Genomic DNA, 26,348 nt, shown 5'->3' on the forward strand with positions numbered 1-26,348 from the left:
TGGTCATGGTCGCTGTCTACCACGGCCACCGGTCAGGTCAGGCGCAGGACGTGGGAGTGCCAGGCGGGCAGGTCGACGAAGAGGCCGGAGGTGAGAAGTCGGTCGCCGTCGCGGTCGTACGTCTGGTTCGTGAGCGGGTCGGTCAGTCGGCAGGGGCGGCCGGCCAGGTCGTGCCAGGGCAGCGGTACTTGTCCCTGGGACGGGGTGTCGGAGTAGTTGACGATCACGAGGTGGCGGCTGTCGGGGCCGGTCCAGCTCCAGGCGAGCAGGTTGCGTGCGGTGTCGTTGTCCGGCCAGCCGGTGGTGGTGAGCAGACGCCAGTCGCCTTGGCGTACGGCGGCCGCAGCGGGGAGCAACTGGTCGTAGAAGGTGTGGAGTTGATCGTCGACCGGCTCCTGTGGGCGGCGGGAGAGGAAGACGGGTGGGCGGACCTTGCGGCCCTCGAACTGGCCCTCGTGCCAGAGCGTCGCGCCGGGCAGGGTGGCGACGGTGACGGCTGCGGCGAGCTCCCGCGCGCCCGGAACGGTGGCGGCGGCCCGCGGCTCGTCGTGGTTCTCCAGGAAGCGGACCAGGCCACGCTGGTAGGTGAGGCCGGCCTGGAGATGGGTGCGGGTCGACTCGGCGTCCTCGTGGAGGAGGCGGTCGTAGAGCCGCTTGTCGTAGCAGTGGTCGAAGCCCTGTTGCTGCAGGGACCGTTCGAGGTCCCAGTACGCCTCGGCGACGAAGAGGAGGTCGGGGTGGTGCGCCCGGACCCGGGGGACGACGTACGGCCAGAAGTCGTCCGCGGGAGCCGGGCCCGCGCGGTCTCCCCAGGTCTTGGCGAAGACGTCGTTCATCAGCAGCATCGCCATGTCGCAGCGGACGCCGTCCGCCTGGTCGCCGATGGAGACGAGGGTGTCGACGGCCGCCGTACGAAGGCCGTCACTGAACGCGTCGAGCTGGACCACGTCCGGCCAGGGGGCGAAGTACGGGTCGCGGCCGTTGGCGTAGATGTGTCCGCCGACGTCGAGGAAGGCCTCGGGTGACCGGGCCAGGTCTTCGCGGGTGCCCTGGATCAGACGTTCGGGGTGTTCGGTGAGCCAGGGGTGGTCGGGTGCCACGTGGTTGGGCACGTAGTCGAGGATCAACCGCAGGCCCCTGGCGGCCAGTTGGGCTCGCGCCTCGGCCAGGCCGTCCGGGCCGCCGAGGGAGGCGTCGACCACGTAGTTCCGTACGCAGTACGCGGATCCGGCGATGTCCGCCTCGGTAAGGTCGGGCAGCGCCTGGCGGAACGACGCGAGCAGGGAGTCGTCGCGCAGAGCGATCGCGAGGCCGGCCGGGCTGCGCTCCCAGACACCCATCAGCCAGACGGTGTCGATGCCGGGGCGCGCGACCTCGTCCCAGACCTCGGCGGGTACGTCGCCAAGAGTGACGGGGCGGTCGTGGCGGCGGCTCAACTCGCCAAGCCAGACAAGGGTGTTGATCTCGTAGATGACGGTCATGAGAGTGGCTCCTCGTCTCCCGAGCCCATGAACCGTTCGTCCTCTTCGTCGCGGTCGTGCACGGAGCGCAGCGACTCCCGGCCGCCACGGTGCCAGTCGTCGGCGCTGATGGCGTGGAACAGGGTCGCCGTGGCGGCCACCAGGCCGGTCCAGCCGGTCTGGTGGGAGGCGCCGAGGCCGGCGCCGTTGTCGCCGTGGAAGTACTCGTAGAAGAGGATGAGGTCCTTCCAGTGGGGGTCCTTGGCGAACTTGGGCTGTGCGCCGTGGACCGGGCGGTGGCCGTCCTCGCCGGTCAGGAAGGTGGCGGTGAGACGGTTCGAGATCTCGCGGGCGACCTCGTAGAGGTTCAGCTGCCGTCCGGAGCCGGTCGGGCACTCCACGGTGAAGCCGGGGCCGTGGTATCCGTGCAGGTTGAGCAGGGCGCGGATCAGGAGGAGGTTCATCGGGAACCAGACCGGGCCGCGCCAGTTGGAGTTGCCGCCGAACATGGCGGAGTCGGACTCGGCGGGCAGATAGCCGACGCCGTACGTCTGCCCGTTGACGTCGAAGTGGTACGGGTGCTCGGCGTGGTAGCGGGAGAGGGACCGGATGCCGTGCGGGCCGAGGAACTCGTCCTCGTCGAGCATGCGGGCGAGGATACGGCGCAGCCGGTCCTCGCCGAAGAGGGCGAAGAGGTAGCGGCCGTTCTCGTCGGCCGTTCCCAGGTCGTGCTGTTGGACGACGGCTTCGACGGCCGGGTGTCGCCTGATGAACTCCCTTGCTCCTTCGACCAGTTCGGGGAAGGTACGGTCGGCCCGGCCGCCGATCACGCTGGTCGCCGCCAGCGGTATCAAGCCGACCAGGGACCGCACCTTCAACCGGGTGGCGCTGCCGTCGGGCAGGCGCAGCACGTCGTAGAAGAAGCCGTCCTCGTCGTCCCAGAGGCTGGCGTTGTCCTTGCCGATGCGGTTCATGGCGACCGCGATCCACGCGAAGTGCTCGAACAGCATCTGCGCCTGCTCGACGTAGACGGGGTTGTCCACGGCGAGTTCGATCGCGATGTCGAGGAGGTTCTGGCAGTACAGCGCCATCCAGGCGGTGCCGTCGGCCTGGTCGATGTGGCCGCCGGTGGGCAGCGGGGCGCTGCGGTCGAAGACTCCGATGTTGTCGAGGCCGAGGAAGCCGCCCTGGAAGACGTTGTTGCCGTCGACGTCCTTGCGGTTGAGCCACCAGGTGAAGTTCTTCGTCAGCTTCTGGAAGGCGTTCTCGAGGAAGGCCCGGTCGGCGTGTCCGGTGCGGTGCTTCTCGAGTTCGTAGACGAAGAGGACCGCCCAGGCGTGGACGGGCGGGTTGACGTCGCCGAAGTTCCATTCGTAGGCGGGGATCTGACCGTTGGGGTGGAGGTAGAGGCGGCGCAGGAGCAGTTCCAGCTGGCCCTTGGCGAAGCCGATGTCGACCATGGACAGGGCGAGGGTGTGGAAGGCGAGGTCCCAGGCCGCGAACCAGGGGTACTCCCAGGTGTCGGGCATTGACATGACCTCGTCGTTGACCATGTGGTACCAGGCGCTGTTGCGGATGGCGGGGTCGGCGGCGAGCGGGTCGACGCCGTGCTCGGCCAGCCAGCGCTCGACGTCGAGGTAGTAGTACTGCTTGCTCCACAGCATCCCTGCAAGGGCTTGGCGCACCAGCCGGCGCTCGTCCTCACCCATGCCGTCGGGGACGACGTCCTCGTAGAAGGCGTCGGCCTCCGTCCGGCGGATGTCCATGGTCGACGCGAAATCTGCCCAGGGATCGGCGAGTTCGGTGTCGGACAGACGAAGCCGGAGGGTGGCGCAGTCACCGGCGGGGACGGTCAGGGCGTGGTGGAGGGAGGCCTTGGTGCCGGTCTGTGCGGGGTTGACGGCCGTGGTGTCGCCGTGGACGACGTAGCGGTCGATGCCGTCCTTGACGTAGGGCGTGCTGTTCGGGCTGCCGAAGATGCGCTGGTTGTCGGTCTCGTTCTCGGTGAACAGGGCGGGGGCTTCGGTGTCGCAGTACAGCCATCGCGGGCCGAGTTCGTCGTGGTCGGCGCGGATGGCGTTCTGGGACCGGTGCAGGCTCGGGACGGCGGTGCCGCCGGCCCAGGACCAGGTGTGCCGGAACCACAGGGTCGGCAGGAGGTGGAGGGAGGCCTCGTCGGGGCCGCGGTTGTGGGCGGTGATCTCGATCAGCAGGTCCTCGGGGCCGGCTTTGGCGTACTCGACGAAGACGTCGAAGTAGCGGTCCTCGTCGAAGATGCCGGTGTCGAGCAGCTCGTACTCGAAGTCGCGGCGGCCGCGGGCCTTGTTGGTGTCGACGAGGTCGGCGTAGGGGAACTCGCCCTGCGGGTACTTGTAGAGGTACTTCATGTACGAGTGGGTGGGCGTGCTGTCGAGGTGGAAGTAGTACTCCTTGACGTCCTCGCCGTGGTTGCCCTCGGCGTTGGTCAGGCCGAACATCCGTTCCTTCAGGATCGGGTCGCGGCCGTTCCACAGGGCCGGCGCGAAGCACAGCCGCTGTTTGTCGTCGCTGATGCCGGCGATTCCGTCCTCGCCCCACCGGTAGGCGCGGGAGCGTGCCTGGTCGTGGGTGAAGTACGACCAGGCCTCGCCGTCGGGGCTGTAGTCCTCGCGGACGGTGCCCCACTGGCGCTCGCTGAGGTAGGGGCCCCAGCGGCGCCAGGGCGCCCGGGACGCGTCGGCCTCCTGGAGCCGCTGCCGCTCGGCGCCCACCGCGCCGCCGTCCTCCGCCATCGCCGCCTCCTCCGCCCAGCCCGGCATTGTTCCCAGACTCGGGCGTCCCGGAGGGGTCCGCAATGGGTGGGCGGCGGAGGGGGGACTTCCCTGTACGGCGGTGACGGCTGCGGCGGGCACGGGACGTCGGCTCAACCCGGCCGGACAATGCTGCGCACTCGGCCGGATGGGGGAGAGGGTGGTGGAGTGAATCAGGTTCAGGAAACCGCGGGGCCGGCCGGTGGTGTGCTGGGCCGCGACGTCATCGGCACCGACCTGCACGGCTCCTCCGCACTCGGTGGACTCAGGCCGGCCGGCGACGGTGACCAGCAGGGCGTCCATCCGCTCGTGGGCGCCCCGGGGGAACCGACCTGGGCGTTACTCGTGGCCGGCCTTGGTGCCCCGCCGGACGATGCGGGCGCCGTCGGGGACGAGGACCGCCTCGCGTCAGGGCTCGTCCGGCGGATCATGGGCGGGGCCAGGGCCGGACCGAGGCGAGGGCCCGGCCAGTGCCCTAATCGTGTTGACCGCCCCCGGCAGGCAGTGCTGGAGTCGGCACGTGGACAGCATCCCCGCCAACCGGCGGCTCTGGAACCGGATCAGCAGCGCCTACCAGCACGAGCACGACCCGCACATCGGCGCCACACCCCGGCTGTGGGGCATGTACTCCATCTCCGACGCGCATCTGCACGCCCTGGGCGACGTCACCGGCAAGCGCGTCCTCGAACTCGGCTGCGGCGCCGGCCAGTGGTCCCGGGCGCTCGCCGCCGAGGGCGCCACCGTGGTCGGGCTCGACCTGTCCGAAGCCCAACTCGCAGCAGCGCACCGCGCGATGGGAGCGGCCCGCTACCCGCTGGTGCAAGGCGCCGCCGAACAACTCCCCTTCGCCGCCGACAGCTTCGACCTGGTGTTCTGCGACTTCGGTGGGCTCAGCTGGGCGCCCCCGCACCTGGCCGTCCCGCAGGCTGCACGCGTCCTGGGCCGAGGCGGGCGCCTGGTGTTCAACGTCGCCAGCCCATGGTTCGAAGCTTGCTACGACGAAGCCGCCGGCCGCGTGACCACGACGCTGCAGCAGGACTACTTCGGGCTGAACACCATCGCCGAAGACGACGGCGCGACCAGCTATCAGCTCACCTACGGCGACTGGGTCAGGGTCCTGCGCGGCGCGGGTCTCATCATCGACGACCTCATCGAACCGCGGCCCGAACTCGGAACACCCAACGGCTACAACGAAACCGACCCACCCGACTGGGCACACCGCTGGCCGGCGGAACTGCTCTGGGTAACCCACAAGCCGTGAGTTCCGCCGCGCCGAGACGCTGATCATGGGCGGAGCCAGAGCCGGATCGAGGCGAGGGTGACGGTCCCGTGGTAGACGTAGGAGCGTTTGTCGAAGCGTGTGGCCACGGCCCGGACGTTATTCAACGCGTTGATCGTCCGCTCCACTTCGTCCCTGCGTTTGCGGGTCCCTTTGTCGAAGCCGGCGGACCGTCCGCCCCTGCGGGCGCGTCCTTTGCGATGGGCCCGCTGGTCTCGGGGCTCGGGAACGGTGTGCTTGATCTGGCGGCGCCCGCCTTCACCGGCCAGGTGGATCTTGCAGCGTGCTTCTTTCCCGGCGCCCGCGGAGGTCTCCTGCGCGCTCCCGCCGCATGCTGCTGACTCCGGCAGGACGTGGAGTCCACGCTCACTGCCCCAGTCGTCCATGCCACGGAACATGGCGGTGACCGGGACGTCGAGACGCGCGTCCTATGCCGTGCGCCCCAGCCGGAAGCGGGGGTGGGGCTCGGCCCGGCCGGTCGCGAGGTCGGCGGCCATCGCGCCGATGAGCGGGGTGAACTTCGCACCGTGTCCGGAGCACGGGGAGACGATGACGAAGGGGCCGTGACGGTCGAGGACGAAGTCCTCGTCGGGGGTGGTGGTGTAGAGGCAGGTGGCCTCGGCGACCGGGGCGGGGTCGAGGCCCGGGAGCCGGTCGCGGACGAAGCCGCTGACGCGCGTCCGCGACGACGGGTCGACGACCCCGCTGCGGGTGTTGGCGGTGGTCAGGGTTCCGCGGTCGTGTTCGGCGATCTTGACCGTGGGGAGCGGGCCGCCGTCGCTTCCCGACGGCAGGCCGTAGAGGTGCAGCGCCCCGTCCCAGATCAGGGTCGGCCACTGCACGGATGGATCCCGTTGCGGGAAGTGGAAGACCTGCTGCTGGGTCACCTCCAACGGCGGCAGCGGGACGGGCAGTTCGAGCTCGGGCAGCCAGGCCCCGGCGGCGATCACCACGGTGTCCGCGACGACCTCGCGGCCGTCCTCGGTGCGCAGGAGCACCCGCTCGCCGCCCTGGACGTCGATGCCCGTGACGCGGGCACCGATGATCACTTCCGCGCCGTGGGCGATCGCCTGCCGGACGCAGGCCGCCACGGTCTGGTCGGCGTCGACGACGCCCGCGTCCGGGTGGTGGAGCACCGGGCCCGTGATGCGGATGTACGGCCAGCGCTCGGAGGCCTCCTCCGCGCCGAGGAGTTCATGGGGCACACCGGCCGCGGTGAGGAGATCGGCGATCGTCTCCAGGTCCCGGTCCTCCCCCATGTCGAGACCACCGGTCGTTCGCAGCAGGGGAGTTGAGCTGTCCGCCTCCAGTGCCCGCCACTGCTCGTACGCCTGCCCGGTCAGCCGTACGTAGAAGGGGTCGGCGTACGCCCGCCGGATGATCCGTGAGCTGCCGTGCGAGCTGCCGTGCTGGTGGCCGATGTCGTATGCCTCGATGAGCGTGACCTCGTGGCCGCGCCGGGCCAGTTGCCAGGCGGTGGCCGCGCCCATCAGTCCGGCACCTACGACGGCGATCACAGGCCCTCCCCCGGGGATCCGGTCCGTGCCCACGAGCGGGACGCGGGCCATGGCGGCGGATTCGATGGTAAGCGCAACCAGGTCCTCGGGCTCGATCGAGATGCAGGAGGTGGGCGTTGCCGCAGGTGCGGGCGCGGGTCCGGGTCCGGGTCCGGGTCTCCATAGTCACCACCCGGAGATGGTTCGCTCCCCCAGCCGGGCCGGTTCAGCGAGTCCGACCACGAGCACCACCGCGTCCTCTACATGATCCTCGCCAAGGACGGCGACGGCGCGGAGCGCGTGACGCGCGAGCACGTCCGCCGCAGCCACCAGGCCCTGCTGTCCGGCATGGACAAACGGCAGCAACAGGGCTGAGCAGTACGGGAGTTGGGCCTCAGACGGCCGGCACCGGGAACAGCATGCAGCTGCTGGTGGCGTGTGCGAGCAGGCGGTCCGCCGAGTCGAAGAGTTGTGCCTCGGCGAGTGCGGTGCGCCGGCCGCCGCTGAGGACGCTGCCGACGGCGCGGACCTTGCCCGTGTCGGCCGTGACCGGGCGCAGGAACTTGACGGTCAGATCGAGCGAGGTGTAGCCCATGCCCGGCGGCAGGGTGGACTGCACCGCGCAGCCGGCCGCCGAGTCGAGCATCGTGGCGTAGATGCCGCCGTGGACGCTGCCGATGGGGTTGTAGTGCTCCTCGCCGGGCTCCAGGGAGAACACCGCGTGCCCGTGGTCGACCTCTTCGAGCGACATGCCCAGCGTGGCGGCGATCGGCGGCGCGGGCAGGCGGCCGGCGAGGATCTCGCGGAGGAAGTGCAGGCCGGAGCCCTGCCCGACGGCGGCCGCGGAGATCGCGGGGTCGTCCCACTCGTACGTACGAGAGCGTTCCATGCGCCTGCGCTTCCTCCCTGCCAACTGACTTTGTTTCTCGAAGCTAGCTCTGCGCTCCGCTGACTGTCAATGTCGAAGTCAGGTGTCCTACGATGGTGGCATGAAGTGGCTCGAGATGAGCACCGAGAACTGCACGGTCCAGCGCACCCTCGACCTGGTCGGCGAGAAGTGGACGCTGCTGCTCCTGCGCGACGCCTTCAACGGGGTGCGTCGCTTCGACGACTTCCGCCGCCATGTGGGGCTGTCGGAGGCTGTCCTCGCCGACCGGCTGCGGAAGCTGGTCGCGGCCGGGATCCTGCGGACGGTCCCCTATCAGGAGCACGGCAGCCGGACCCGCTACGAGTACCGCCTCACGCCCAAGGGCCGCGATCTGTGGCCGGTCATCGTGGCCTTGCGGCAGTGGGGCGAGACTTACGTCGGCGATCCCGAGGGCCCGGTCCTGGAGATCCGGCACCGCGACTGCGGCGCCCCGGTGCGCGTCGTCGTCGAGTGCCCCGACGATCACACCTCGCTCTCCCCGAGGGACGTCACGGCGTTGCCGGGACCCGCGGCGCGCCCGCGGTCCTGAGGCCTGTCCGGCGGATCAGGCCGGACACGCCGCTGTCCCCAGGAGGCTCAGCGCTTGAGCGTGAAGGTGAAGTCGCCTGAGAGCTTGCCGCTCAGCCGGACTGCCGACACGAGCTTCCCCTCGGTGAGCGGTCGCTCGCCCTCGGCCCGCGAAAGACCGCAACCGTGAGCGATCAGTCGCACCGGCCGGACCGGGATCCGCGCCGCGAAGCGGACCGAGACGTCGATCGCCTCGCGGTTCAGGTGATCCGAACCGCCCGTGTCGAGATGCCAGGCGTCGTCCCAGTCGAGGGCGACGCGATTGCGGCGCCGTACCACCGGATCCTGGAGCAACTCAGCTGCCAGACCGCGGTCGTTGTCGTGCATCCGGTCCAGCAGCTCAGGTCGTACGGAGCGCACGCTCGCCCGCTCCAGGACCGTGAGCTTTGCCGTGTCCCCGCAGGCGGTGCAGAGCACGAGGAGCCAGGCGTCGAGGAGCTTGTGGTGGGCGTTGACGCGGAACTTGCCGTTCGCCCGGAAGCACTCGGACGCACAGACGTGGCAGCGGCGCAGGACGGTCGGCAGGCAGGTGGGCATGACCACCCAGGTGTTGAGCACAGCAGTACACCGGTTTCAGTGAGAAGTCCGCAGCAGGAAGCAGCGCGTCGCGGATGCGCGACGCGCGACAGATCAGCGCTCGGGAGGTCTCACACGGTGTACAACGGCACGTCCTTGCCTGGGCGGCTTGGTTCGGCAGCACGGTAGGGCAGCGCAGCGGCGCTGATCCACTGGTTTTCGGGCTCCTCGCAGCGGGTCATCTCGCCTGCCGGGGTCTGCCTGCCGTCACCCGGCCTCGGCGACCGCCCGCCGCCAGGCCCTTTCCCCCAACAACCGCAGCCCGTTGAGGCCGACGAGGACGGTGGAGCCCTCGTGGCCGGCCACCCCGAGCGGCAGCGGCAGCGTGCCCGCGAGGTCCCAGACAACGAGGCCCGCGATGAAGATGCCGGCGATCACCAGGTTCTCTACCACCAGGCGCCGGGCCCGGCGGGAGAGGGCGATCACGGTGGGCACTGTGGCGAGTTCGTCGCGCACGATCACCGCGTCCGCGGTCTCCAGCGCCAGGTCGGAGCCGGCCCGGCCCATGGCGACTCCGGTGTGGGCGGCTGCCAGGGCCGGTGCGTCGTTGACGCCGTCCCCGACGACCAGCACCGTGCGTCCCGCGCGCTTCACTTCCGTCACCGCGCTCACCTTGTCCTGCGGCAGCAGTCCCGCCCGGACGTCGGCGATGCCGACCTCGGCGGCCAGCTGTGCGGCCGCGCGAGGGTTGTCGCCGGTCAGCAGTGTCGGGGCGGTCCCGGTGAGTTGCGCGAGGGAGGCAACCGTGGCGGCGGCGTCCGGGCGCAGCCGGTCGGCGAGGCCCAGGAGTCCGACGGGGACGCCGTCGGCCATGACGAGCACGGCGGTACGGCCGGACTCCTCCAAGCCGGCCGCATGAACCGCCGCGTGCGCCGCCACCGAGTCGGCCGCGCCGCTGAGAAGCCGGGCAGGTGCGCCGACCGTCACCCGCCGCCCCTCGACCGTCGCCGTCACGCCCACGCCGGGCGTCGAGTCGAAGTCCCGCGCGGACGGCAGTGGCAGCTCCCACTCGCGCGCCGCGTCCACGACGGCCCGCGCCAGCGGATGCTCGCTGGGGTGCTCGGCGGCGGCCGAGAGCGCCAGCAACTCCCGCTCCCCCAGCCCGGCTCCGGGCAGCGGGCGTACGTCCGTCACCCGTGGCACGCCCTCGGTCAGGGTGCCGGTCTTGTCCAGGGCGACCGCGTCGACCTGTCCGAGCCGTTCCATGACCACCGCCGACTTGACCAGCACGCCGTGCCGTCCGGCGTTGGCGATGGCGGACAGCAGGGGCGGCATGGTGGCCAGGACGACCGCGCAGGGCGAGGCCACGATCATGAAGGTCATGGCCCGCAGCAGCGCCCCGGTCGGCTCGGCGCCGAAGGCGAGCGGCACGAGGAAGACGGCGAGGGTCGCCGCCACCATGCCGAGCGAGTAGCGCTGTTCGACCTTCTCGATGAACAGCTGAGTGGGCGCCTTGGTGCCGGACGCCTCCTCGACCATGCGGACGATCCGCGCCAACACCGAGTCGGTGGCGTCGCGTTCGACGCGGACGCGCAGCGCACCCGTGCCATTGACGGTCCCGGCGAACACCTCGTCACCGGGCTCCTTGAGGACGGGGAGCGGTTCTCCTGTGATGGTCGCCTGATCGACCTCGCTCGCCCCGTCCAGTACGCGGCCGTCGGCGCCGACGCGCTCACCCGGCCGTACGAGAATCGTGTCCCCGATCGCCAACTCGACGACGGATACGGCCTGTTCGGAGCCGTTCGAAGTGATCCGGGTCGCCGTGGCCGGCGCCAGGGCCAGCAGTCCGCGCACCGAGTCGGCGGTCCGGGCCGTGGCCAGTGCCTCCAGGGCGCCCGAGGTCGCGAAGATCACGATCAGCAGGGCACCGTCCATGACCTGCCCGATCGCGGCCGCGCCCAGTGCGGCCACGACCATCAGCAGATCGACGTCGAGGGTCTTCTCGCGGAGCGCCTTGAGCCCTTCCCAGCCCGGCTCCCACCCGCCGGTGACGTACGCCGCCGCGTACAGCGGCCCCCAGATCCAGGCCGGCGTGCCGGTCAGCTGCAGCGGCAGCGCGAGCAGGAAGCAGACGGTGGCGGCGACGGCCCAGCGCACCTCGGGCAGCGCGAGCATCCGAGGGCGCCGCCGGGGCACCGGCGCGGACGTGACCTGGCCGGCCTGGGGCGGAGTGAGCGTGGAGGTCATGACTCGACCATACAGGAACACATGAAGACCCATTCATTTCTTCATGAGTGCATGAGTGCATGGGCACATGGCTACATGCGTATGGGGTCAGGGCCGCTCACCCTCCGTAGGATGAGCGGCATGGGCCACGGAGCTGACACCACCACCACCGCCGCCACGGCACGCGAGCGCCTGGAGGCAGTGGGCGCGGCCGACGTGGCAGCCACCCTCCAGGCCCTGGCGACCCCGTCCCGGCTGCGCATCCTGGCCCACCTGCAGGAGGGCCCGTGCGCGGCGACCGAACTCGCCGACGCCGTGGGCATGGAACAGTCCGCCTGCTCCCACCAGCTGCGCCTGCTGCGCAACCTCGGCCTGGTCACCGGCGAGCGCCGCGGCCGCTCGGTCATCTACGCGCTCTACGACAACCACGTCGCCGAACTCCTCGAGCAGGCCCTTTACCACGTGGAACATCTGCGGCTGGGCCTGCGCGACAGTACGTCCTAGGCTTCCTGGCCGTCCGGCTGCCGGACGACCGGCCGTGGCTCGGCGGCGCCGCGGCGGCGCAGCAGCAGGCGTCTCGCCGGGCGCTCGACCGCCTCGTACAGGACCCAGGACAGGCCGAGGGACACGGCGAACGCGGTGGCCGTGACGGCCAGCCCCGCAGTCGGGCCGAAGAGGGGTTTCGTGCCGAGCAGGTTGGTTCCGGCCCGCAGCACGAGCAGGTGGACCATGTAGAAGGCGAAGGAGAGCTCCCCCAGCCGTACCAGCCGCCGGTGGCGCCACATCGAGGGCAGACCGTGCAGGTCCGCGACGGCCGCCGCCGGGATGAGCAGGGCGAAGCCGATGACGGTGCAGACGGTGGCCGGGTAGCCGTCGGTGACCCGCGGGAGGTGCGGGACGAAGAAGTAGCCGATGATCGCGACGGCGAGGGAGGCCTCCAGGCCGGGTCCGCGCCACCGGTCGAGCAGCACCAGCCTGGCGACGGCGACACCGAGGACGAACTCGGGCAGCCGCGCGGCGGGGAAGGAATAGATCTGCTGGCCCAGCCAGTGGTGCGCGTCCACCCACGCCAGCCCCAGCACCGCCAGCACCGATGCTCCAGCCAGCGCCGCCGACCCGCGGGCACCGAGACGGCGCAGGAGCAGCGCCAGCAGGGGGAAGACGGCATAGAAGAAGGCCTCGCAGGCCAGTGACCAGCTGACCGGGTCCAGCGTCTGCCACCAGGGGCGCCACCAGGAATGGACCAGCAGGACGTTGGCCAGCCCCTGGCTCAGGGTCGGCCTGGACTGATGGGCCAGCGTGTACGCCATGAGCAGCGCGATCGCGGCGGTGACCAGGTGCACCGGCAGAATGCGGGCGATGCGCCGCCACCAGAAGGCGGGCGCGCGGTCGCCGGGCCGGGCCGACCAGGTCAGGACGAACCCGGACAGCACGAAGAAGAACGACACCCCCGTCGCGCCGGCTCCGAACGCCCAGGTGACAAGGGAGCCGGCGGTGCCGTCGAAGTAGTGGAAGTTGTGGACGTGCAGCCCGAAGACCAGCAGTGCGGCCATCCACCGCAGGCCGGTGAGGGACGGCAGTGAGAGCGCCGGAGCGGGCGGGGAACTCCTCGTGGTGGTCGTGGTCGCGGTGGTGGATGGCGTCCGGGGCGCCCTGGTCGCCATCGTCATCGAATCACCTGCTGGGGACTTTTCGTGCTGTGCATGAAGCGGGGCATGGAGGGGAACGTTGCCCGTTCAGCACCTTTCATTCATTCCCGTACCCGACGTCACACCAATGGGGCCGAACCTCGGCGCCCTGGCGCTCAGTCGCGGCCGTGCCCCTTGGCCAGACGTTCGAGAACGGCACGGGCCATCGCTTCCTCACCCTTGGCGTTGGGGTGCGCGGGGGCGGCGGGCGAGGACGGCTGGAGCGGTTCGATCCAGCGGACGTCGGGCGCCTTGCACATGTCGTGCCCCACCGTGGGCCCGTAGGTGTCGACGTACTCCGCGCGGTCCCACTCGGCCACCAGGCGCAGCATCAGGTTCAGCCGCTTGCCGGTGTCCCGAAGATAGGCGAAGTCCTTGGCCGCGAACGGCACCGAGGGGTAGCACCCGCTGCCGTCGTCGGGCAGCAGGTCGGGGTAGCCGACGACGAGCACGCGGGCGTGCGGCGCCCTGGCGCGCACGGCGCGCAGCACCGCGTCGATCTTGGGCGCGGTGCGCGCGATGTCGACCGCCAGCTGGTCGATCCCGGACGAGGCGTAGTAGCGCCGGCACGGGTCTCCCGTCGGATCCTGGGAGCTGAGGCGGGCGCAGGTGCCGATGATGGAGCTGAAACCGACGTCGTTGCCGCCGATCTGGACCGTCACCAGGTCGGTGGCGCGGTTCAGCGCGTTCAGCTGGGGCTCGTTGGTGCCCTGCGCCTTCCACATGTTGTCGGTCGTGGCTCCGCTGCAGCTCACGTCCTTGAACGCGGTCAGCTTTCGCTCCGCCGCCACGATCGAGGGGTAATTGTGGTCGGAGCGGGCGCAGTTGGCGTCCACCTGCGTCGGGATGAGGGGGCCCGCCGTATAGGAGTCCCCGAGAGACACATAGCGTGTGTCCCGGCCGTGTCCTCCGCCGTACGCCGCGGCAGGCGTCGTGGACGCCGCGACGAGGGCACAGCCCCCGAGCGCCGCCCCCACCGCGATCCCCCGCCGCCGACGTCTCGCCGCTGAGCCCGAACGCGTGTCGTCCGCCATGCGATTCCTCCCCCTGAGACCCGGACGTCGCGCGGAGCCGGCACCGAGGCGCGGGCATCACACACGACGCAGCCTGTATACCGCCCGGTATGTGTCGGGGGCCAGAGGCAGGAAGCAGGCAACTGGCCTTCCGGCAAAGAGAATCCGTCGGTTCCGGGGGCCCGCCTCCCCGCCGGCCGCGGGCGACGGCCTCCCCGCCACGCACGCCGAATCGACAAGCCCGTTGGGTCCCTGACCCAGGTAGGTCTATCGTCTGAATCGTGGGCCAGAACATAGGAGAGCGGCCGTGATGCCGCAGGACGAAGCCGTGATCGGCTGCACGGGGAAGGTGCTCGTCGGAACCCGCGGATCCGCGGGGCCCGGCGAAATCCTGGTGCGGGTCAGAGGCGGTTCCGAGACCTTCCTCGCCTGGTCCGAAGATCCCCTGCCCACGGGGGCGACGGTGCTCGTGATCGAGTCGCGTGGATGCCGGGAAGTCGGCGTCATCGAGTGGGTGGATCCATTGGACGCGCTGGGCGGCGACGCCGTCGACGCTGACTGAGGAGTAGAAAGAAACATGTTCGGATACCGCGTTCCCGCTCCCGACGAGGCGATGTTGATCTCGGGAGGCAGGCGGGGACTGGGGGGCGCGCCGTTCCGAGTGGTGACGGGGCACGGCAAGTTCGTGCTCCCGATCTTCCGCAAGACCCGCTTCCTGACCCTGTCGATGTGTGAGGCCGAGGTCACGGAGACCTGTGTGACCAAGCAGGGCATCGCCCTGCACGTCCGCGCGGTCATCGCCTTCAAGGTCGGCAACGACCACGAGAGCATCATCAACGCGGGCCAGCGCTTCCTCTCCGACCAGGACCAGATGTCGGTCCTGACCGGCCGGATCTTCGCCGGTCACCTGCGGGCGATCATCGGCTCGATGACGGTCGAGGAGATCGTCACCGAGCGGCAGAAGCTCGCCGCGGAGGTCCTGGACACCTCGAAGACCGAGATGGCGAAGATCGGTCTGATCGTGGACTCGCTGCAGATCCAGTCGATCGACGACGGCGACGTCGGCTACATCGACGCCATGTCCGCCCCGCACAAGGCGGCCATCCAGCGGCAGGCCCAGATCGCCCAGGCGCAGGCCACCCAGGCCTCGGTCGAGGCGGAGCAGGTGGCGGCGCGCAACCAGGCCGAGTACGCCCGGCAGACCGCCGTCGTGAAGGCGGAGTACTCGGCCGAGGTGGACCGGGCGCAGGCGCAGGCCGCCCAGGCCGGGCCGCTGGCCCAGGCGCACGCCCAGCAGGAGGTGCTCGCCGCGCAGACCGAGCTGGCCCAGCGCCAGGCCAAGCTGCGTCAGCAGCAGCTGGTGGCCGAGATCGTGAAGCCCGCCGAGGCCGAGGCCGAGCGGATCAGGGTGCTCGCCGCCGCCGACGCGCAGCGCATGAAGATCCAGGCCGAGGCGGCCGCGTCGTACGACCGCGTCGCGCTCGACCGGATGCTGATCGACCAGCTCCCGCAGATCGTGAAGGAGGCGGCGGGCGGCCTGGCCGGTGCCAACGTCAACGTCCTGAACGGCGCGGACGGCCTGGGCGAGATCGCCGCCGGCCTGGTCTCCCAGGGTCTGACCATCCTCGACTCGGTCCGGCAGAACCTGAACGGCCAGGACGCCACCGACGGCCGCCGCACCGAGGAGAACCCCGGCAGCGGCCTGCTCCAGCTGCGCTCGGGCAAGGACAGGAAGTCGGGCGACGGGCCGGTGGACGTCGACTAGCCGCTCCGCGGGTGGTGCCGCGATGGGCCGTCTCTCGTCCGCGGCGCCATCGTGGCTGGTCGCTGCGGTTCCCCGCGCCCTTTGGAGCGCGGGGAACCGCAGCGACTTCGTACGCGGCCCGGCCTGCCATAACGTAGAGGGTGATCACCATCTGACCGGGAGCCCCCCCCATGACCGGTAGCCGCCGGAAGAGACCCGCCGAAGTCTCCGACGCCATCGAGCCCCCGCGCGACGTCGAACTGGTCGTCGGCGTGGTGTCGGTGACGATGCTGGTCGAGGCCCTGGGGGTGCTGTCCGGGTCCGACGTGTGGCTGCTCGGGCTGCTGGTCTTCCTGCCGGGGACGGCGTCGGCGCTGTGCACCGTCCGGCAGACCGGGTTCGTCGCCGCCTGGACATCGCTCGTCGTCACCACCACCGCAGTGGTGCGGGCCCCGGTCGGCGGGCACTGGCTCGACCGGCTGCTGCTGGTGCTGTTCACCCTCGCGCTGGCGGTGGCCTCCGTCTACGCCTGTCAGAGGCGCATCAGGCGCGAGCACGAGATGCTGCGGCTGCGCTCCACCGCCGCGGCCATGCAGCGGCACATCCTGCATCCGCTGCCCCTGGTCACCGACGATGTCCTGGTCAACGGCGTCTATGAGCCCGTGCAGGAGGACCGGCTCGTCGGCGGCGACATCTACGACGTCGTCGACTCGCCCTTCGGCACCCGGGTGCTGATCGGCGACGTACAGGGCAAGGGGCTGGCCGCCGTGGGCGCCGCGTTCGCCGTCATCGGCGCGTTCCGTGAGGCGGCCCACCGGGAGCCCACGCTCACCGCGCTCGTCGACGCCCTGGACGCCGCGGTCGTACGGCACAACTCCTACGCCGAACAGACCGGCGACGACGAGCGGTTCGTCACCGCGCTGATCATCGGCGTCGACGCGGGCGACGAGGTGCAGGTGGTCAACTGCGGCCACATTCCTCCCCGGTTGATGCACGAGGGCCTCGTCACCACACCGCCGCTGGACTCCGGCGTCCCGCTCGGTCTCGCCGAACTGGCAGCCGAACCCACGACCGTGGACTGGTTCGACTTCCCGGCCGGTTCGACGCTGCTGCTGACCACCGACGGCCTCACCGAGACCCGCGCCGACGACGGAACGTTCTACCCGCTCGACGAGCGACTGGCGAAGCACCTCGGCCTCTCCCCCACCGAACTGCCCCGGGCGCTGCACGAGGACGCCCTCGCGTTCACCGACGCCGACCGCCGGCACGACGACATCGCCGTCCTGACCGTCCGCCGCTCCCCGCGCCTGTGAGCACCACCTTGCCCGGTTCGGCCCTCCTGCCCGTGCCGGTTAGCATCAGAGCTCCGGCGTGGCTCCCAGCAGAGGCGACAGAACATGGATCCGGCCGCGGTCTCCCCGCCCCCTGCGGGCGTCAGCCTGCGCCAGTTGCTGATGACCCTGGGCGACTCACTGGTGGAGGTGCAGGCCGCTCCCGCCGGACTGGACGTCGGGATCCAGAGCGTGGCGCTGCTCGATCCCGAGGACCCGCCGACGGCGCAGCCGGGCGAGCTGGTCCTGGTCATCGGTGCACGCGGCCGGGCCGCCTTTCCCGCGCTGCGGGCCGCCGGACGCGACGGGGCCGCCGCCGTGGTGGTCAAACTGGGCGGTGCCGGGCAGGCCGCCGCCCTCAGCGAGACCGCCGCCGAGGCCGGGGTCGCACTGCTCTCGCTGCGCGGCGAGGCACGCTGGGAGCAGGTGAGCGCACTGGCCCGCGCCGCCCTCGACGAAGCACCGCCGGGCGCGTACGAGGCAGCGGCCGAGGAGGGCGACCTGTTCTCGCTCGCCCAGACGACCGCGGTGCTGACCGGCGGCATCGTCAGCATCGAGGACGCCGCCAACCGCGTGCTGGCCTACTCCCGCTCAACCGACTCCGACGAGATCGACGACCTGCGACGGCGCTCCATCCTCGGCTGGCAGGGCCCTGAGGCGTATCTGGCGAAGCTGCGCGAGTGGGGCGTCTTCCAGCATCTGCACTCCAGCGACAAGGTCATCGGTATCGACAGCCATCCGGAGCTGGGCATCCGGCGCCGGCTGGCGGTGGCCATCCGCTCCGGCGAGCGGCAGCTGGGCACCATCTGGGTGCAGGAGGGCTCGACGCCGCTGTCCGAGCACTCGGACCGGGCGCTGCTGGGCGCCGCCCGGGTCGCCGCGCACCACCTGGTGCGCCGCCGCCGGGAACTCTCCGACGACCTGACCCTCACCCGTACCCTGCTGGCCGGACTCCTGGAGGGAAGCACCGGACCCCAGCCGCTAGCCACCCATCTCGGCCTCGACGCCAGCCGCCCGGCCGCCGTCCTGGGCTTCTCGTACGGGACCGCCGAGGCGGTCACCGCCCCCGAGCTGACCCACACCGAGGTCACCAACCTGATCTCGGTGCAGATCGCAGCCCGGCACCGCAGCGCCCTGGTCACCCAGGTCGACCCGCGTATCTACGTGCTGCTGCCCCAGCTTCCCCGCAGCATCGACACGGACACCCTGCGCAGCTGGGCGCAGGAGATCACCGACGCCGCCCACCGCCACCTGGGCCTGCCGCTGCGCGGCTCGATCGGCTGCCTGGTGTCCGGGCTCGGCCGGGCCCCCGACTCGCGCCGCGAGGCCGACCGCATTCTCGACGCGATGCCGGGCGCCGGCGTCGCCGCCGCGGTCGCCGCTCTGCCGGACATCCAGGCGGAGGTACTGATCAGCGAAATGCTGACGCTGCTCTCCGCCCACCCCGAGATACGGGACCCACGGCTGACCGCACTGGTCGCCCACGACAGCCGGCACCAGGGCCGACTCGCCGAGTCCCTGCTGTCCTACCTCAACTGCTTCGGTGACGTCCGGGCGGCCGCCACCCAGCTGCATGTGCACCGCAACACGCTGCGCTACCGCATCCGCCGGGCCGAGGAGCTGACCGGTCTCGATCTGAGCCGCCCCGACCAGCGGCTGCTGGCCATGCTCCAGCTGCGGCTGCCGCCCGGCGTCTGAGCCCGGCTTCGCATTGTCCGGCCGTACAGCCATCGGGGACGACTTCGTCCCCGGGAACAAACACCTCCGCCCACAGCCGCCCATACGCTTGCGCAAATCCATTTCCGCAAGTGAAACGGATCACTTCCCGCAAGGGAACGGAACGCGGCGCGGACCCCGCCCCCGCGGCCCTCCCCACCACTCAATGGATGTCGACATGACTACACGTCCCCCTGGTGCTGCGGCTCCTGCCACAGCTCCTCCCACCAGTGGTCAGACTCCCGAGCAGGCAGCCCTGCGGCCTGGTCTCAAGAACCGCCATCTGTCGATGATCGCCATCGGCGGGGTGATCGGCGCCGGTCTCTTCGTCGGCTCCGCCTCCGGCATCGCCGCCGCCGGGCCCGGCATCCTGCTCTCGTACGCGCTGGTCGGCGCCCTGGTCGTGTTCGTGATGCGGATGCTCGGCGAGATGGCCGCGGCGAACCCGAGCTCCGGCTCCTTCTCCGCCTACGCGGACCGGGCGCTCGGCCGGTGGGCCGGGTTCTCGATCGGCTGGCTGTACTGGTTCTTCTGGGTCGTCGTGCTCGCCGTGGAGGCGACCGCGGGCGCCAAGATCCTCGAAGGGTGGATTCCCGCCGTACCGCAGTGGGGATGGGCTCTGATCGTGATGCTCGTCCTCACCATCACGAACCTGGCCTCGGTCGGTTCCTTCGGCGAGTTCGAGTTCTGGTTCGCCGGCATCAAGGTCGTCGCCATCACCGGCTTCATCGTCCTCGGCGGCCTGGCGATCTTCGGTGTGCTGCCCGGCTCCGACCATGCCGCCACAGGCTTCGACAACCTCACCTCGCACGGCGGCTTCCTGCCGAACGGCCCCGGTGCGATCCTCACCGGCATCCTGCTGGTCGTCTTCTCCTTCATGGGCAGCGAGATCGTCACCCTCGCCGCCGGCGAGTCCCCCAACGCACGGCAGGCGGTCGCCAAGGCCACCCGGAGCGTGATCTGGCGGGTCGGCGTCTTCTACGTCGGCTCGATCCTCGTCGTGGTCTCGCTGTTGCCGTGGAACGACCCCTCGATCGCGAAGAAGGGCTCGTACGTGGCGGCCCTCGACTCGATCGGTATCCCGCACGCCGGCCAGATCATGAACTTCATCGTGCTGACCGCCGTGCTGTCCTGTCTCAACTCCGGCCTCTACACCGCCTCCCGGATGGCGTTCTCCCTCGGGCAGCGTGGCGACGCCCCGCGCTCCTTGGTGCGGACGAACTCCCGCGGTGTCCCCCAGCCCGCGATCCTGGCCTCGGTGGCCTTCGGTTTCATCGCGGTCGGCTTCAACTACCTGTGGCCGGACACGGTCTTCCAGTTCCTGCTGAACTCCTCCGGCGCGGTCGCGCTCTTCGTCTGGCTGGTCATCTGCTTCTCGCAGCTGCGGATGCGGGGGATCATCCTGCGCGAGAACCCGGAGAAGCTCGTCGTCCGCATGTGGCTCTTCCCCTATCTGACCTGGGCCACCATCGGGATGATCTCCTTCGTCCTGCTCTACATGCTCACCGACGACAGCAAGGGCGGCGGACGCGTCCAGGTACTGCTCTCGGTGCTCGTGGCCGCTCTGGTGGTCGCGATCTCCCTGGTTCGCGAACGCATCCGCCGGAACGCCACCCAGGACGCACTCGCGTCCCGGTAGCCGCGGCGAACCGCCGCACCTTCTTCGGGGCTCCCCGCCGCTGCGGTGGGGAGCCCCGGCGCGTCAACTGCCCTCATCCGGCAGGAGGTTCACTGACATCAGGTGTGAGCATCCACACCTCCTTCACCATTGCGCCACCCGCCTCCGCACGGCAGAGTGTTCGAACTGTTGGACGCGGCAAGCGAGTTGCTTGTACACGTCACGGCACGGCGTCACGGACGAGGCGGAAGGAAGACGTGTGAGCCCGATTTCGGTCCGGGGACTGGCAGTGGCCTCGGCCTCCGCGGTCACCGCTGTCGGAAGCGTCGTCGGCGCCGCCTCCCCCGGCACCACGCAGACGAACGACGCCGAAGCGACGGCAGCCGGCTCGACGCTGCTCGCGGACCTGCCCGCAGGGCAGCAGGCCCAGGTGCAGACCGCGTCCCTGACGCAGCAGGCCGACGCCCAGGCCGTCCAGGCGGACGCGAGCGCCAGGAAGGGCGCCGAGGAGGCGGCCCGCAGGGCTGCCGCCGAGACCGCGGTCGCGAAGAAGGAAGCCGCGGAGAAGGCCGCCAAGGAGCGGACCGAAGCCAAGACGGCCCCCGCCCACAGCAGCGCCGTCGTCCCGGCCAAGAGCTCGTACACCGTCGCCGAGATCCAGGCCATAGCCCGGCAGATCGTGCCCAGTGGCCAGTTCCAGTGCTTCAGCAACATCGTGGACCGCGAGTCCGGCTGGAACATGCAAGCCCTCAACGCCTCCTCCGGCGCCTACGGCCTCATGCAGGCGCTGCCCGGATACAAGTACGCGGCCGCCGGCTCGGACTGGCACACCAACCCCGCCACCCAGATCAAGTGGGGCCTGAACTACATGAACAGCACGTACGGCAGCCCCTGCCAGGCCTGGAGCTTCTGGCAGACCCACCACGCGTACTGACCAGCCCGGACGCCACACACAAGAAGGGTCCTCACAGGCATCTGCCTGCGAGGACCCTTCGCACCGTCGGGACGACAGGATTTGAATCCGTTTCCTTCGGGTCGGGACGCTCGGACGAACACGATGCCGATCCTCTGGCACGGACCGCACGAGCAGCCGGGCAAGCGGGATCTGACGATGGCGTTCGTGGTCGCGGTGCCGCAGACGTGCGAGCTGCTGGCCATGGCTGCAGTGGCGCTCGGGCCCGGTATTCGTGGGGTCGTTCTCCAGCGACCTGCTGGTCGGGCCGGGGCCGCTCTTGCGCCCCGAGCACCTCTCTGCCGTCGTCCACGCGGCGCGAACGGCCGCTTGGCCGCTTGGCCGCTTGGCCGCTTGGCCGCTTGGCCGCTTGGCCGGCTTCGCCCGTCCCGTGCCGCCTCAGGCATCGAGGCTGTACGCGGAGTCGGTGTCCCCGGGTGGCGGTGCCACTGCGACGGCCCCGGACCGCTGTGCCTTGTGATGGGTGTTGCGGGTGCGGCGGTGGAAGGTGAGAAGTGCCAGGAGCGCCGCGCCGGTGAACCACAGGAGCTCGATGGCGAGGTGGGTGGGGGTCGGGGTGGTGGAGAAGCCCGCGGCCGTGGCGGCCTGGGAGGCGCCGTAGGACGGCAGGAAACGAATGAGGGAGCTGTCGGCCCCAGAGCTCCACATGGGGTTGGGCAGGAGGACGTCGATGACGCTGATCATGATCAAGGCGAACATGCCTTCGACTTCCCGGCGCAGGACAGATCCGAGGACGACGCCGATTGCGCCGTAGGTCATGGCGGCGCAGAAGAGGGCGGCGGCGAGCTGGAGGGGCTGTTTGGGTGTCCAGGAGAGGCAGGTGACGGCGGCGGCGTAGACGGCGATGAAAGCGGAAGTGAGGGTGAGGCAGGTCGCTTTGGCGGCGATGAGGTGGAGGCGGGGGTATCCGGCCATGGCCAGGCGACGGTCGAAGCGGTGGCCGGTGAAGGTGGCGGCGAACATCATGAAGCCCGTGATCAGGGTGACCGCGTTGATGGCGCCGGTGATTTGGGTGAGTTCGTTGCCGGCCGGTGCCAGGTGTTGTCCGGTGGAGCGCAGGTGGAGAGGTGCGGCCCGCTCAGGGATGGCCGCGTATGCGAGCGAGATCCAGAGGGGGATGTAGAGAACGATCAGCAGCATGGCGAAACGGTTGCGGCTGTGCTCGACCAGGTCGTACCGGGCGGCGGTCGCATACAGGGCCAGGTGTCGTCTCATGCCCCCGCCGTTTCGTACGGTTGGAGGACACCGCAGTCCAGGCGCCAGAGCTCGTCGAGGCGTTCGATGTCATAGGCCAGGTGGGAGACGACCAGGACGGAGCGGCCGGCATCACGAAGGCGAGCGGCCAGGTCCCAGAAGCGCCGGTAGGTGTCCCAGTCGAAACCCTGGTACGGCTCGTCGAGCAGCAGGACTTGCGGATCGTGCATGAGGGCCAGGGTCAGGTTCAGCTTCTGCCGGGTGCCGCCGCTGAGCACTCCGGCACGGTCGTCGGCGTAACCGGAGAAGCGCAGGACATCCATGATCTCTTCCGCATGCTCCAGGTCGGGCAGTTGGAAGGCCGCCTTGAAGTACAGCAGGTGCTGGCGGACGGTGAGGGCGTCGTTGAGGACCACTTCCTGCGGGCAGTAGCCGAAGCGGCCCGGGTGCCGGACGGTTCCGCGCTGCGCCCGCAGCTCACCGGCCAGGATTTTCAGCAGCGTCGACTTGCCGGCACCGTTCTCGCCCACGATCCCGGACAGCCTGCCCGGCTGCAGGTCCAGGTCGACGCCGCGCAGGACGTCACGTCGGCCGTAGGCGTGTCGCAGGCCCCGTACTTCCATTTCCTGTCCCCCTTCGTTCCCCCTTCGATCCGGCACGTCTTCAACGGCCGACGGACAAGAGCGGATACGAGGCGTCAACGTCTGCTTCGTCGTGCCATTCGATCGAGCAGGGGACCCATGGGACTACCGAGTCCTCCGCGTGTTCCACGAGGGCAGTTGCTCGAAGACGGCGACGGCTTCCTCGTGCCAGTGCCGGCGCCAGGACGCGGCTTCCGCGGAGGCGGCTTCGGCGTGCCGGTCGATGGCCGATTGCAGGTGGTGGTGCACTCCGCGGCGATAGGCGATATCGCGGATACGGTCAATGGTCTGCGGTGTGCAGTCGGGACTCCCGAGAGCGGCCTTGACGGTGTCGTGCTCGTCCGCGTCGGTGGCGGCGAGAAGGTCACGGACCAGGTAGGTGCGGCGGCCGGCCCGCAGGTCGGCGCCGATGGGCTTGCCGGTGACATCCGGGTCGCCGAAGAGGTCGAGGTAGTCGTCCCGCATCTGACCGCTGATGCCGGCCAGCGCGGCGTAGCGGCGCAGGCTCTCCTCATGCTCGGCCAGGTCCTCGCCCGCGGCCAGGAGGCCCAGGCGCAGGGGGGCGAGGATGGAGTAGCGGGCGGTCTTGTACTCGCACACGGTCTCCAGCAGCCCCTCATCAGCCGAGGAGGTGACGTCGCGTTCGAGGTCAAGGATCTGGCCGATGACGGTATCCGTCGTCACGCCGAGTTGGACGTCGAGCATGGCCTGCTTGCGATCGGCGGGGAGGTCTGCCTGGACCAGCACGCGCAGGGCCAGGAAACCGGCGAGATCACCGATCATCATGGCCAGTCCCAGCGCGGCCTGCGGGTTCTCCGGGAGGTCTTCGCGGCACGCGTAGTACGTGGAGAGGCCACCGCGGCGCAAGGGTGAGTCGTCGATGATGTCGTCAAGGACGAGCGCGTGGCTGTGGAGCAGCTCAAGACTCAGCGCGGCCTCCAGCAGTCCTGGCACCTCCTCCTCCGTGACGAGGCGTGCCGCCTCGTAGAGCAAGGCGATCCGGATCCGCTTCCCGCCGCGCAGCGACAATTCCGCCAGCAATTGCAGACACCGGGGCGTGAAGTGGCCGAGCCGTGAGCCGCCCACGTCACCGGCGAGCTCGGCGAAGTACTTCTCGAAGGACACATCGAAGCGCCGCTGGTGACCGACGGCACGCTCCAAGGCGGTGAGGACACTGCTGTTCATCTTCGTTCGGGCCGGCCTTCCTCATGGATGTCGGTGGCCAGCCTGCCATCGCCGCGGAACATGCCGCGACGGTTGTCGGTGGCCGGCGAGGCAGTGGCCGGTGTCAGGCTCGTGGCGCGGGGCCGCTGGAGGCGCTCCTCACGCTTCCACGCGCCCCTGGCGCGCGCCATGCGCGTCTCGGCTGACCATCATGTGCGTGATCACCGCTCCTACGATGGCGGTGCCGTGGTGATCTGCCGTCTGAGAGGGCGGGCGATTGTGGGTACTTGTTCCAGCCGCCGGAGCACTGCCCGGCCCGTCGGCCGCCGCGGCCCGTTGCCTGGGCACATCGCTGTCATCCTGGACGGGAACCGCCGCTGGGCCAAAGCAGCTACCCGCGACTCGGCCTGGGGGTACATGCAGGGAGGCGACAGGGCCCTGCAGTTCCTCAGCTGGTGTGACGCTGCAGGAGTCGGAGTCGTGACGCTGTACGCGGTGTCCCTGGACAACCTGCGGCGCAGAGACGACTCCGTCGCCGCCAGTCTGCGGGCGGTGACCGAGACGCTGCGGCAGCTCGCCCGGGAAGCCCGCTGGCGCATCCGGCTGATCGGCAGAATCGATCTGCTCGACGCTCAGATCGTGCGGCAGCTGCGGGCCGCGGTGGACCTCGCCGGAGCTGCGAGTGGGCCGACGGTGAACATCGCACTCGCTTACAGCGGACGAGAAGAGATCCTCCAGGCCCTGCAACAGCTGCTCTCCACTCCGGGGGGCATCGCCCAGGCACAGGCCGGGCTTACTCAGGACCTGCTCGCCCGTCATCTCTACACAGGCGGACTTCCCGACCCGGACCTCATCATCCGCACCTCTGGCGAACAACGCCTGTCCGACTTCATGACCTGGCAGTCCACCTACAGCGAACTGTATTTCTGCGACACAGCCTGGCCCGGATTCGACGAGCGCCACTTCGAGCAGGCACTCGATCACTTCGCGTCCTGCTGTCGCCGCTACGGACAATGACAGCGCCGGATTCGGCGTTCGGGACAGCGACCCCGCGCGAGGGTGTGTTCACTGCTGCACGGCCGGCACTCGCACGGTCCTCGACCATGATCGGGCCCCCACCTGGCAAGCGAGCGCGGTCAGCCCTCGCGCCCCCAAGGTCACCGGGCGGGTGAAGACGTCATAACCACGCCGTTCGACCTCGGCCAGCAGGACTCGGTGGTTCTCGATGACCGCCCATAGGAAAGGCCTGCAACGAGGATGGATCAGCTCGGTCACCTCGACCCCGCGGGCAAACAACTCACGGGCACGCTGCACCTCGAAGCGGACCAGGCGGCGCAGTTGGGGCGTGGGTCGAGTCGAGCGCAGCTCATCAAGGGTTACGTTGTAGCGCTGCAAGTCCTCGGTCGGCAGGTAGACCCGGCCCATGCGGATGTCCTCCGCGATGTCCCGTACGAAGTTGGTCAGCTGCAAGGCCACAACAAGCTCGGCCATCGCGTCGTCGGCTCGAGCACGGATCGGCTCCACCAGCCGCAGAACCATGCGCCCGACCGGCCCATCGATCATTTCGATGTAACCGCGAAGCTCGTGCCAGGTCGCGTACTCGTTCACCTCCAGATCTGCGAGCCACCCGGCCAGCATCGTCTCGACATCATCGAGATCGAACCGGTACACCTGCGCGGTGTGGGCGAACGCCTGCCCCAGCGGATCGGTGCACTGGCCGCGGCGTAGATCTGTGAGAGTCCGCTGACGCCACACCTCATACCTGCCGGCGCGTTCCTGAGGGTCGCCGCTGTCCAACAGCTGATCGGCCCACCGGCCCAACGCATAGACGGCCCAGGCGTGTGGCCGTTTGCCCGCAGGCAGCAGCAACGAGCCCGCCCAATGAGCGACTCTGTCGGGAATCTTGAGGACGGCAGTTAACGATCGTGATGTTGCGTCAGGCTCGTTGGAACGTCCCGCCCTCGTTCCCCAGGAGCCCGATGTGTCCCTCCAACCTCACTCCGGA

At 70.0% G+C, this 26,348-nt stretch carries 22 protein-coding genes and 2 pseudogenes; 11 read left to right on the forward strand and 13 right to left on the reverse strand.

Features of this window, described 5'->3' with window-relative positions; all coding sequences use genetic code 11:
• Positions 1-32 precede the first annotated feature (32 nt).
• Positions 33-1,481, reverse strand: a complete 1,449-nt coding sequence (locus LJ657_RS39910; protein WP_232654580.1) for an alpha-amylase family protein — start codon at positions 1,479-1,481, stop codon at positions 33-35.
• Positions 1,478-4,258, reverse strand: a complete 2,781-nt coding sequence (locus tag LJ657_RS39915) for an MGH1-like glycoside hydrolase domain-containing protein (RefSeq protein WP_232654581.1) — start codon at positions 4,256-4,258, stop codon at positions 1,478-1,480. Before LJ657_RS39915 ends, LJ657_RS39910 begins: the two co-directional genes overlap by 4 nt.
• A 511-nt stretch (positions 4,259-4,769) precedes the next feature.
• Between LJ657_RS39915 and LJ657_RS39920 the strand changes: the two genes are divergently transcribed.
• Complete coding sequence (locus tag LJ657_RS39920; RefSeq protein WP_232654582.1) at positions 4,770-5,510, forward strand: class I SAM-dependent methyltransferase; 741 nt, start codon at positions 4,770-4,772, stop codon at positions 5,508-5,510.
• A 23-nt stretch (positions 5,511-5,533) separates the two neighbouring features.
• Here LJ657_RS39920 and LJ657_RS39925 read toward each other — a convergent pair.
• Together LJ657_RS39925 and solA are read right to left on the reverse strand one after the other, a co-directional pair.
• Positions 5,534-5,898, reverse strand: a pseudogene (locus LJ657_RS39925) (transposase family protein); the annotation flags it as partial.
• Between the two features lie 58 nt (positions 5,899-5,956).
• Positions 5,957-7,096 (reverse strand): N-methyl-L-tryptophan oxidase, encoded by a 1,140-nt coding sequence (gene solA / locus LJ657_RS39930; protein WP_232654583.1) that lies wholly within the window; start codon positions 7,094-7,096, stop codon positions 5,957-5,959.
• A gap of 147 nt (positions 7,097-7,243) precedes the next feature.
• On the opposite strand from solA, the pseudogene LJ657_RS39935 reads away from it, so the two are divergent.
• A pseudogene (locus LJ657_RS39935) lies at positions 7,244-7,399 on the forward strand (GntR family transcriptional regulator); the annotation flags it as partial.
• A 19-nt stretch (positions 7,400-7,418) separates the two neighbouring features.
• On the opposite strand, the gene LJ657_RS39940 reads toward LJ657_RS39935, so the two are convergent.
• Positions 7,419-7,913: a PaaI family thioesterase gene (locus LJ657_RS39940; RefSeq protein ID WP_232654585.1), complete on the reverse strand. Its 495-nt coding sequence runs from the start codon at positions 7,911-7,913 to the stop codon at positions 7,419-7,421.
• Between the two features lie 100 nt (positions 7,914-8,013).
• On the opposite strand from LJ657_RS39940, the gene LJ657_RS39945 reads away from it, so the two are divergent.
• Complete coding sequence (locus LJ657_RS39945; RefSeq protein ID WP_232654586.1) at positions 8,014-8,481, forward strand: winged helix-turn-helix transcriptional regulator; 468 nt, start codon at positions 8,014-8,016, stop codon at positions 8,479-8,481.
• Positions 8,482-8,528: 47 nt separating this feature from the next.
• Here LJ657_RS39945 and LJ657_RS39950 read toward each other — a convergent pair whose 3' ends face one another.
• Both LJ657_RS39950 and LJ657_RS39955 read right to left on the reverse strand, forming a co-directional pair.
• Entirely contained in the window at positions 8,529-9,077 is a 549-nt protein-coding gene (locus LJ657_RS39950) for a DUF1062 domain-containing protein (RefSeq protein ID WP_232654587.1), read from the reverse strand.
• A gap of 225 nt (positions 9,078-9,302) precedes the next feature.
• Positions 9,303-11,282 carry a heavy metal translocating P-type ATPase gene (locus LJ657_RS39955; RefSeq protein WP_269787473.1) on the reverse strand — a complete coding sequence of 660 codons (1,980 nt, stop codon included), beginning with the start codon at positions 11,280-11,282 and terminating at the stop codon, positions 9,303-9,305.
• Positions 11,283-11,402: 120 nt separating this feature from the next.
• Here LJ657_RS39955 and LJ657_RS39960 point away from each other — a divergent pair, with 120 nt between their 5' ends.
• Positions 11,403-11,765 (forward strand): ArsR/SmtB family transcription factor, encoded by a 363-nt coding sequence (locus LJ657_RS39960; RefSeq protein ID WP_232654588.1) that lies wholly within the window; start codon positions 11,403-11,405, stop codon positions 11,763-11,765.
• On the opposite strand, the gene LJ657_RS39965 is transcribed toward LJ657_RS39960, so the two are convergent.
• Positions 11,762-12,931 carry an acyltransferase family protein gene (locus LJ657_RS39965; RefSeq protein ID WP_232654589.1) on the reverse strand — a complete coding sequence of 390 codons (1,170 nt, stop codon included), beginning with the start codon at positions 12,929-12,931 and terminating at the stop codon, positions 11,762-11,764. The two genes, LJ657_RS39960 and LJ657_RS39965, sit on opposite strands and share 4 nt — an antisense overlap.
• A gap of 134 nt (positions 12,932-13,065) precedes the next feature.
• Positions 13,066-13,983, reverse strand: a complete 918-nt coding sequence (locus LJ657_RS39970; RefSeq protein WP_232654590.1) for an SGNH/GDSL hydrolase family protein — start codon at positions 13,981-13,983, stop codon at positions 13,066-13,068.
• A gap of 289 nt (positions 13,984-14,272) precedes the next feature.
• Between LJ657_RS39970 and LJ657_RS39975 the strand changes: the two genes are divergently transcribed.
• The 6 genes from LJ657_RS39975 (at position 14,273) to LJ657_RS40000 (ending at position 21,305) form a co-directional block, all read left to right on the forward strand.
• Positions 14,273-14,524, forward strand: a complete 252-nt coding sequence (locus LJ657_RS39975; protein WP_232654591.1) for an NfeD C-terminal domain-containing protein — start codon at positions 14,273-14,275, stop codon at positions 14,522-14,524.
• Positions 14,525-14,539: 15 nt separating this feature from the next.
• Positions 14,540-15,727: an SPFH domain-containing protein gene (locus LJ657_RS39980; protein WP_232654592.1), complete on the forward strand. Its 1,188-nt coding sequence runs from the start codon at positions 14,540-14,542 to the stop codon at positions 15,725-15,727.
• 170 nt (positions 15,728-15,897) lie between these two features.
• Complete coding sequence (locus tag LJ657_RS39985) at positions 15,898-17,019, forward strand: PP2C family protein-serine/threonine phosphatase (protein ID WP_232654593.1); 1,122 nt, start codon at positions 15,898-15,900, stop codon at positions 17,017-17,019.
• 84 nt (positions 17,020-17,103) lie between these two features.
• Positions 17,104-18,735 (forward strand): PucR family transcriptional regulator, encoded by a 1,632-nt coding sequence (locus LJ657_RS39990; RefSeq protein WP_232654594.1) that lies wholly within the window; start codon positions 17,104-17,106, stop codon positions 18,733-18,735.
• A 196-nt stretch (positions 18,736-18,931) separates the two neighbouring features.
• A complete protein-coding gene (locus LJ657_RS39995; protein ID WP_232654595.1) occupies positions 18,932-20,392 on the forward strand; it encodes an amino acid permease in 1,461 nt (486 codons plus the stop codon).
• 238 nt (positions 20,393-20,630) lie between these two features.
• Positions 20,631-21,305: an aggregation-promoting factor C-terminal-like domain-containing protein gene (locus tag LJ657_RS40000; RefSeq protein WP_232654596.1), complete on the forward strand. Its 675-nt coding sequence runs from the start codon at positions 20,631-20,633 to the stop codon at positions 21,303-21,305.
• 417 nt (positions 21,306-21,722) lie between these two features.
• Here the strand turns inward: LJ657_RS40000 and LJ657_RS40005 are convergent, their stop codons facing one another.
• The 3 genes from LJ657_RS40005 to LJ657_RS40015 form a co-directional block, all read right to left on the reverse strand.
• Complete coding sequence (locus tag LJ657_RS40005) at positions 21,723-22,559, reverse strand: ABC transporter permease (RefSeq protein WP_232654597.1); 837 nt, start codon at positions 22,557-22,559, stop codon at positions 21,723-21,725.
• Positions 22,556-23,161 carry an ABC transporter ATP-binding protein gene (locus tag LJ657_RS40010; protein WP_232654598.1) on the reverse strand — a complete coding sequence of 202 codons (606 nt, stop codon included), beginning with the start codon at positions 23,159-23,161 and terminating at the stop codon, positions 22,556-22,558. Before LJ657_RS40010 ends, LJ657_RS40005 begins: the two co-directional genes overlap by 4 nt.
• 123 nt (positions 23,162-23,284) lie before the next feature.
• The gene (locus tag LJ657_RS40015; RefSeq protein ID WP_232654599.1) at positions 23,285-24,364 is read right to left on the reverse strand and encodes a polyprenyl synthetase family protein; all 1,080 of its coding nucleotides are present in this window, start codon (positions 24,362-24,364) and stop codon (positions 23,285-23,287) included.
• A gap of 168 nt (positions 24,365-24,532) precedes the next feature.
• Here LJ657_RS40015 and uppS point away from each other — a divergent pair, with 168 nt between their 5' ends.
• Positions 24,533-25,360, forward strand: coding sequence for a polyprenyl diphosphate synthase (uppS, locus tag LJ657_RS40020; RefSeq protein WP_232654605.1), 828 nt, complete (start codon positions 24,533-24,535; stop codon positions 25,358-25,360).
• Between the two features lie 48 nt (positions 25,361-25,408).
• Here uppS and LJ657_RS40025 read toward each other — a convergent pair whose 3' ends face one another.
• Positions 25,409-26,212 (reverse strand): phytoene/squalene synthase family protein, encoded by an 804-nt coding sequence (locus LJ657_RS40025; protein WP_269787474.1) that lies wholly within the window; start codon positions 26,210-26,212, stop codon positions 25,409-25,411.
• Positions 26,213-26,348 lie beyond the last annotated feature (136 nt).

Source organism: Streptomyces guryensis, from assembly GCF_021261325.1.
GTDB classification, from domain to species: Bacteria; Actinomycetota; Actinomycetes; order Streptomycetales; family Streptomycetaceae; genus Streptomyces; species Streptomyces guryensis.

Excerpts from the sequence above, each read along its gene's own strand:
- LJ657_RS39910 (WP_232654580.1), bottom strand. The coding sequence starts at position 1,481 with ATGACCGTCATCTACGAGATCAACACCCTTGTCTGGCTTGGCGAGTTG.
- LJ657_RS39915 (WP_232654581.1), bottom strand. The coding sequence starts at position 4,258 with ATGCCGGGCTGGGCGGAGGAGGCGGCGATGGCGGAGGACGGCGGCGCG.
- solA (WP_232654583.1), bottom strand. The coding sequence starts at position 7,096 with ATGGCCCGCGTCCCGCTCGTGGGCACGGACCGGATCCCCGGGGGAGGG.
- LJ657_RS39940 (WP_232654585.1), bottom strand. The coding sequence starts at position 7,913 with ATGGAACGCTCTCGTACGTACGAGTGGGACGACCCCGCGATCTCCGCG.
- LJ657_RS39945 (WP_232654586.1), top strand. The coding sequence starts at position 8,014 with ATGAAGTGGCTCGAGATGAGCACCGAGAACTGCACGGTCCAGCGCACC.
- LJ657_RS39955 (WP_269787473.1), bottom strand. The coding sequence starts at position 11,282 with ATGACCTCCACGCTCACTCCGCCCCAGGCCGGCCAGGTCACGTCCGCG.
- LJ657_RS39960 (WP_232654588.1), top strand. The coding sequence starts at position 11,403 with ATGGGCCACGGAGCTGACACCACCACCACCGCCGCCACGGCACGCGAG.
- LJ657_RS39965 (WP_232654589.1), bottom strand. The coding sequence starts at position 12,931 with ATGACGATGGCGACCAGGGCGCCCCGGACGCCATCCACCACCGCGACC.
- LJ657_RS39970 (WP_232654590.1), bottom strand. The coding sequence starts at position 13,983 with ATGGCGGACGACACGCGTTCGGGCTCAGCGGCGAGACGTCGGCGGCGG.
- LJ657_RS39975 (WP_232654591.1), top strand. The coding sequence starts at position 14,273 with ATGCCGCAGGACGAAGCCGTGATCGGCTGCACGGGGAAGGTGCTCGTC.
- LJ657_RS39980 (WP_232654592.1), top strand. The coding sequence starts at position 14,540 with ATGTTCGGATACCGCGTTCCCGCTCCCGACGAGGCGATGTTGATCTCG.
- LJ657_RS39985 (WP_232654593.1), top strand. The coding sequence starts at position 15,898 with ATGACCGGTAGCCGCCGGAAGAGACCCGCCGAAGTCTCCGACGCCATC.
- LJ657_RS39990 (WP_232654594.1), top strand. The coding sequence starts at position 17,104 with ATGGATCCGGCCGCGGTCTCCCCGCCCCCTGCGGGCGTCAGCCTGCGC.
- LJ657_RS39995 (WP_232654595.1), top strand. The coding sequence starts at position 18,932 with ATGACTACACGTCCCCCTGGTGCTGCGGCTCCTGCCACAGCTCCTCCC.
- LJ657_RS40005 (WP_232654597.1), bottom strand. The coding sequence starts at position 22,559 with ATGAGACGACACCTGGCCCTGTATGCGACCGCCGCCCGGTACGACCTG.
- LJ657_RS40010 (WP_232654598.1), bottom strand. The coding sequence starts at position 23,161 with ATGGAAGTACGGGGCCTGCGACACGCCTACGGCCGACGTGACGTCCTG.
- LJ657_RS40015 (WP_232654599.1), bottom strand. The coding sequence starts at position 24,364 with ATGAACAGCAGTGTCCTCACCGCCTTGGAGCGTGCCGTCGGTCACCAG.
- uppS (WP_232654605.1), top strand. The coding sequence starts at position 24,533 with ATGCGCGTCTCGGCTGACCATCATGTGCGTGATCACCGCTCCTACGAT.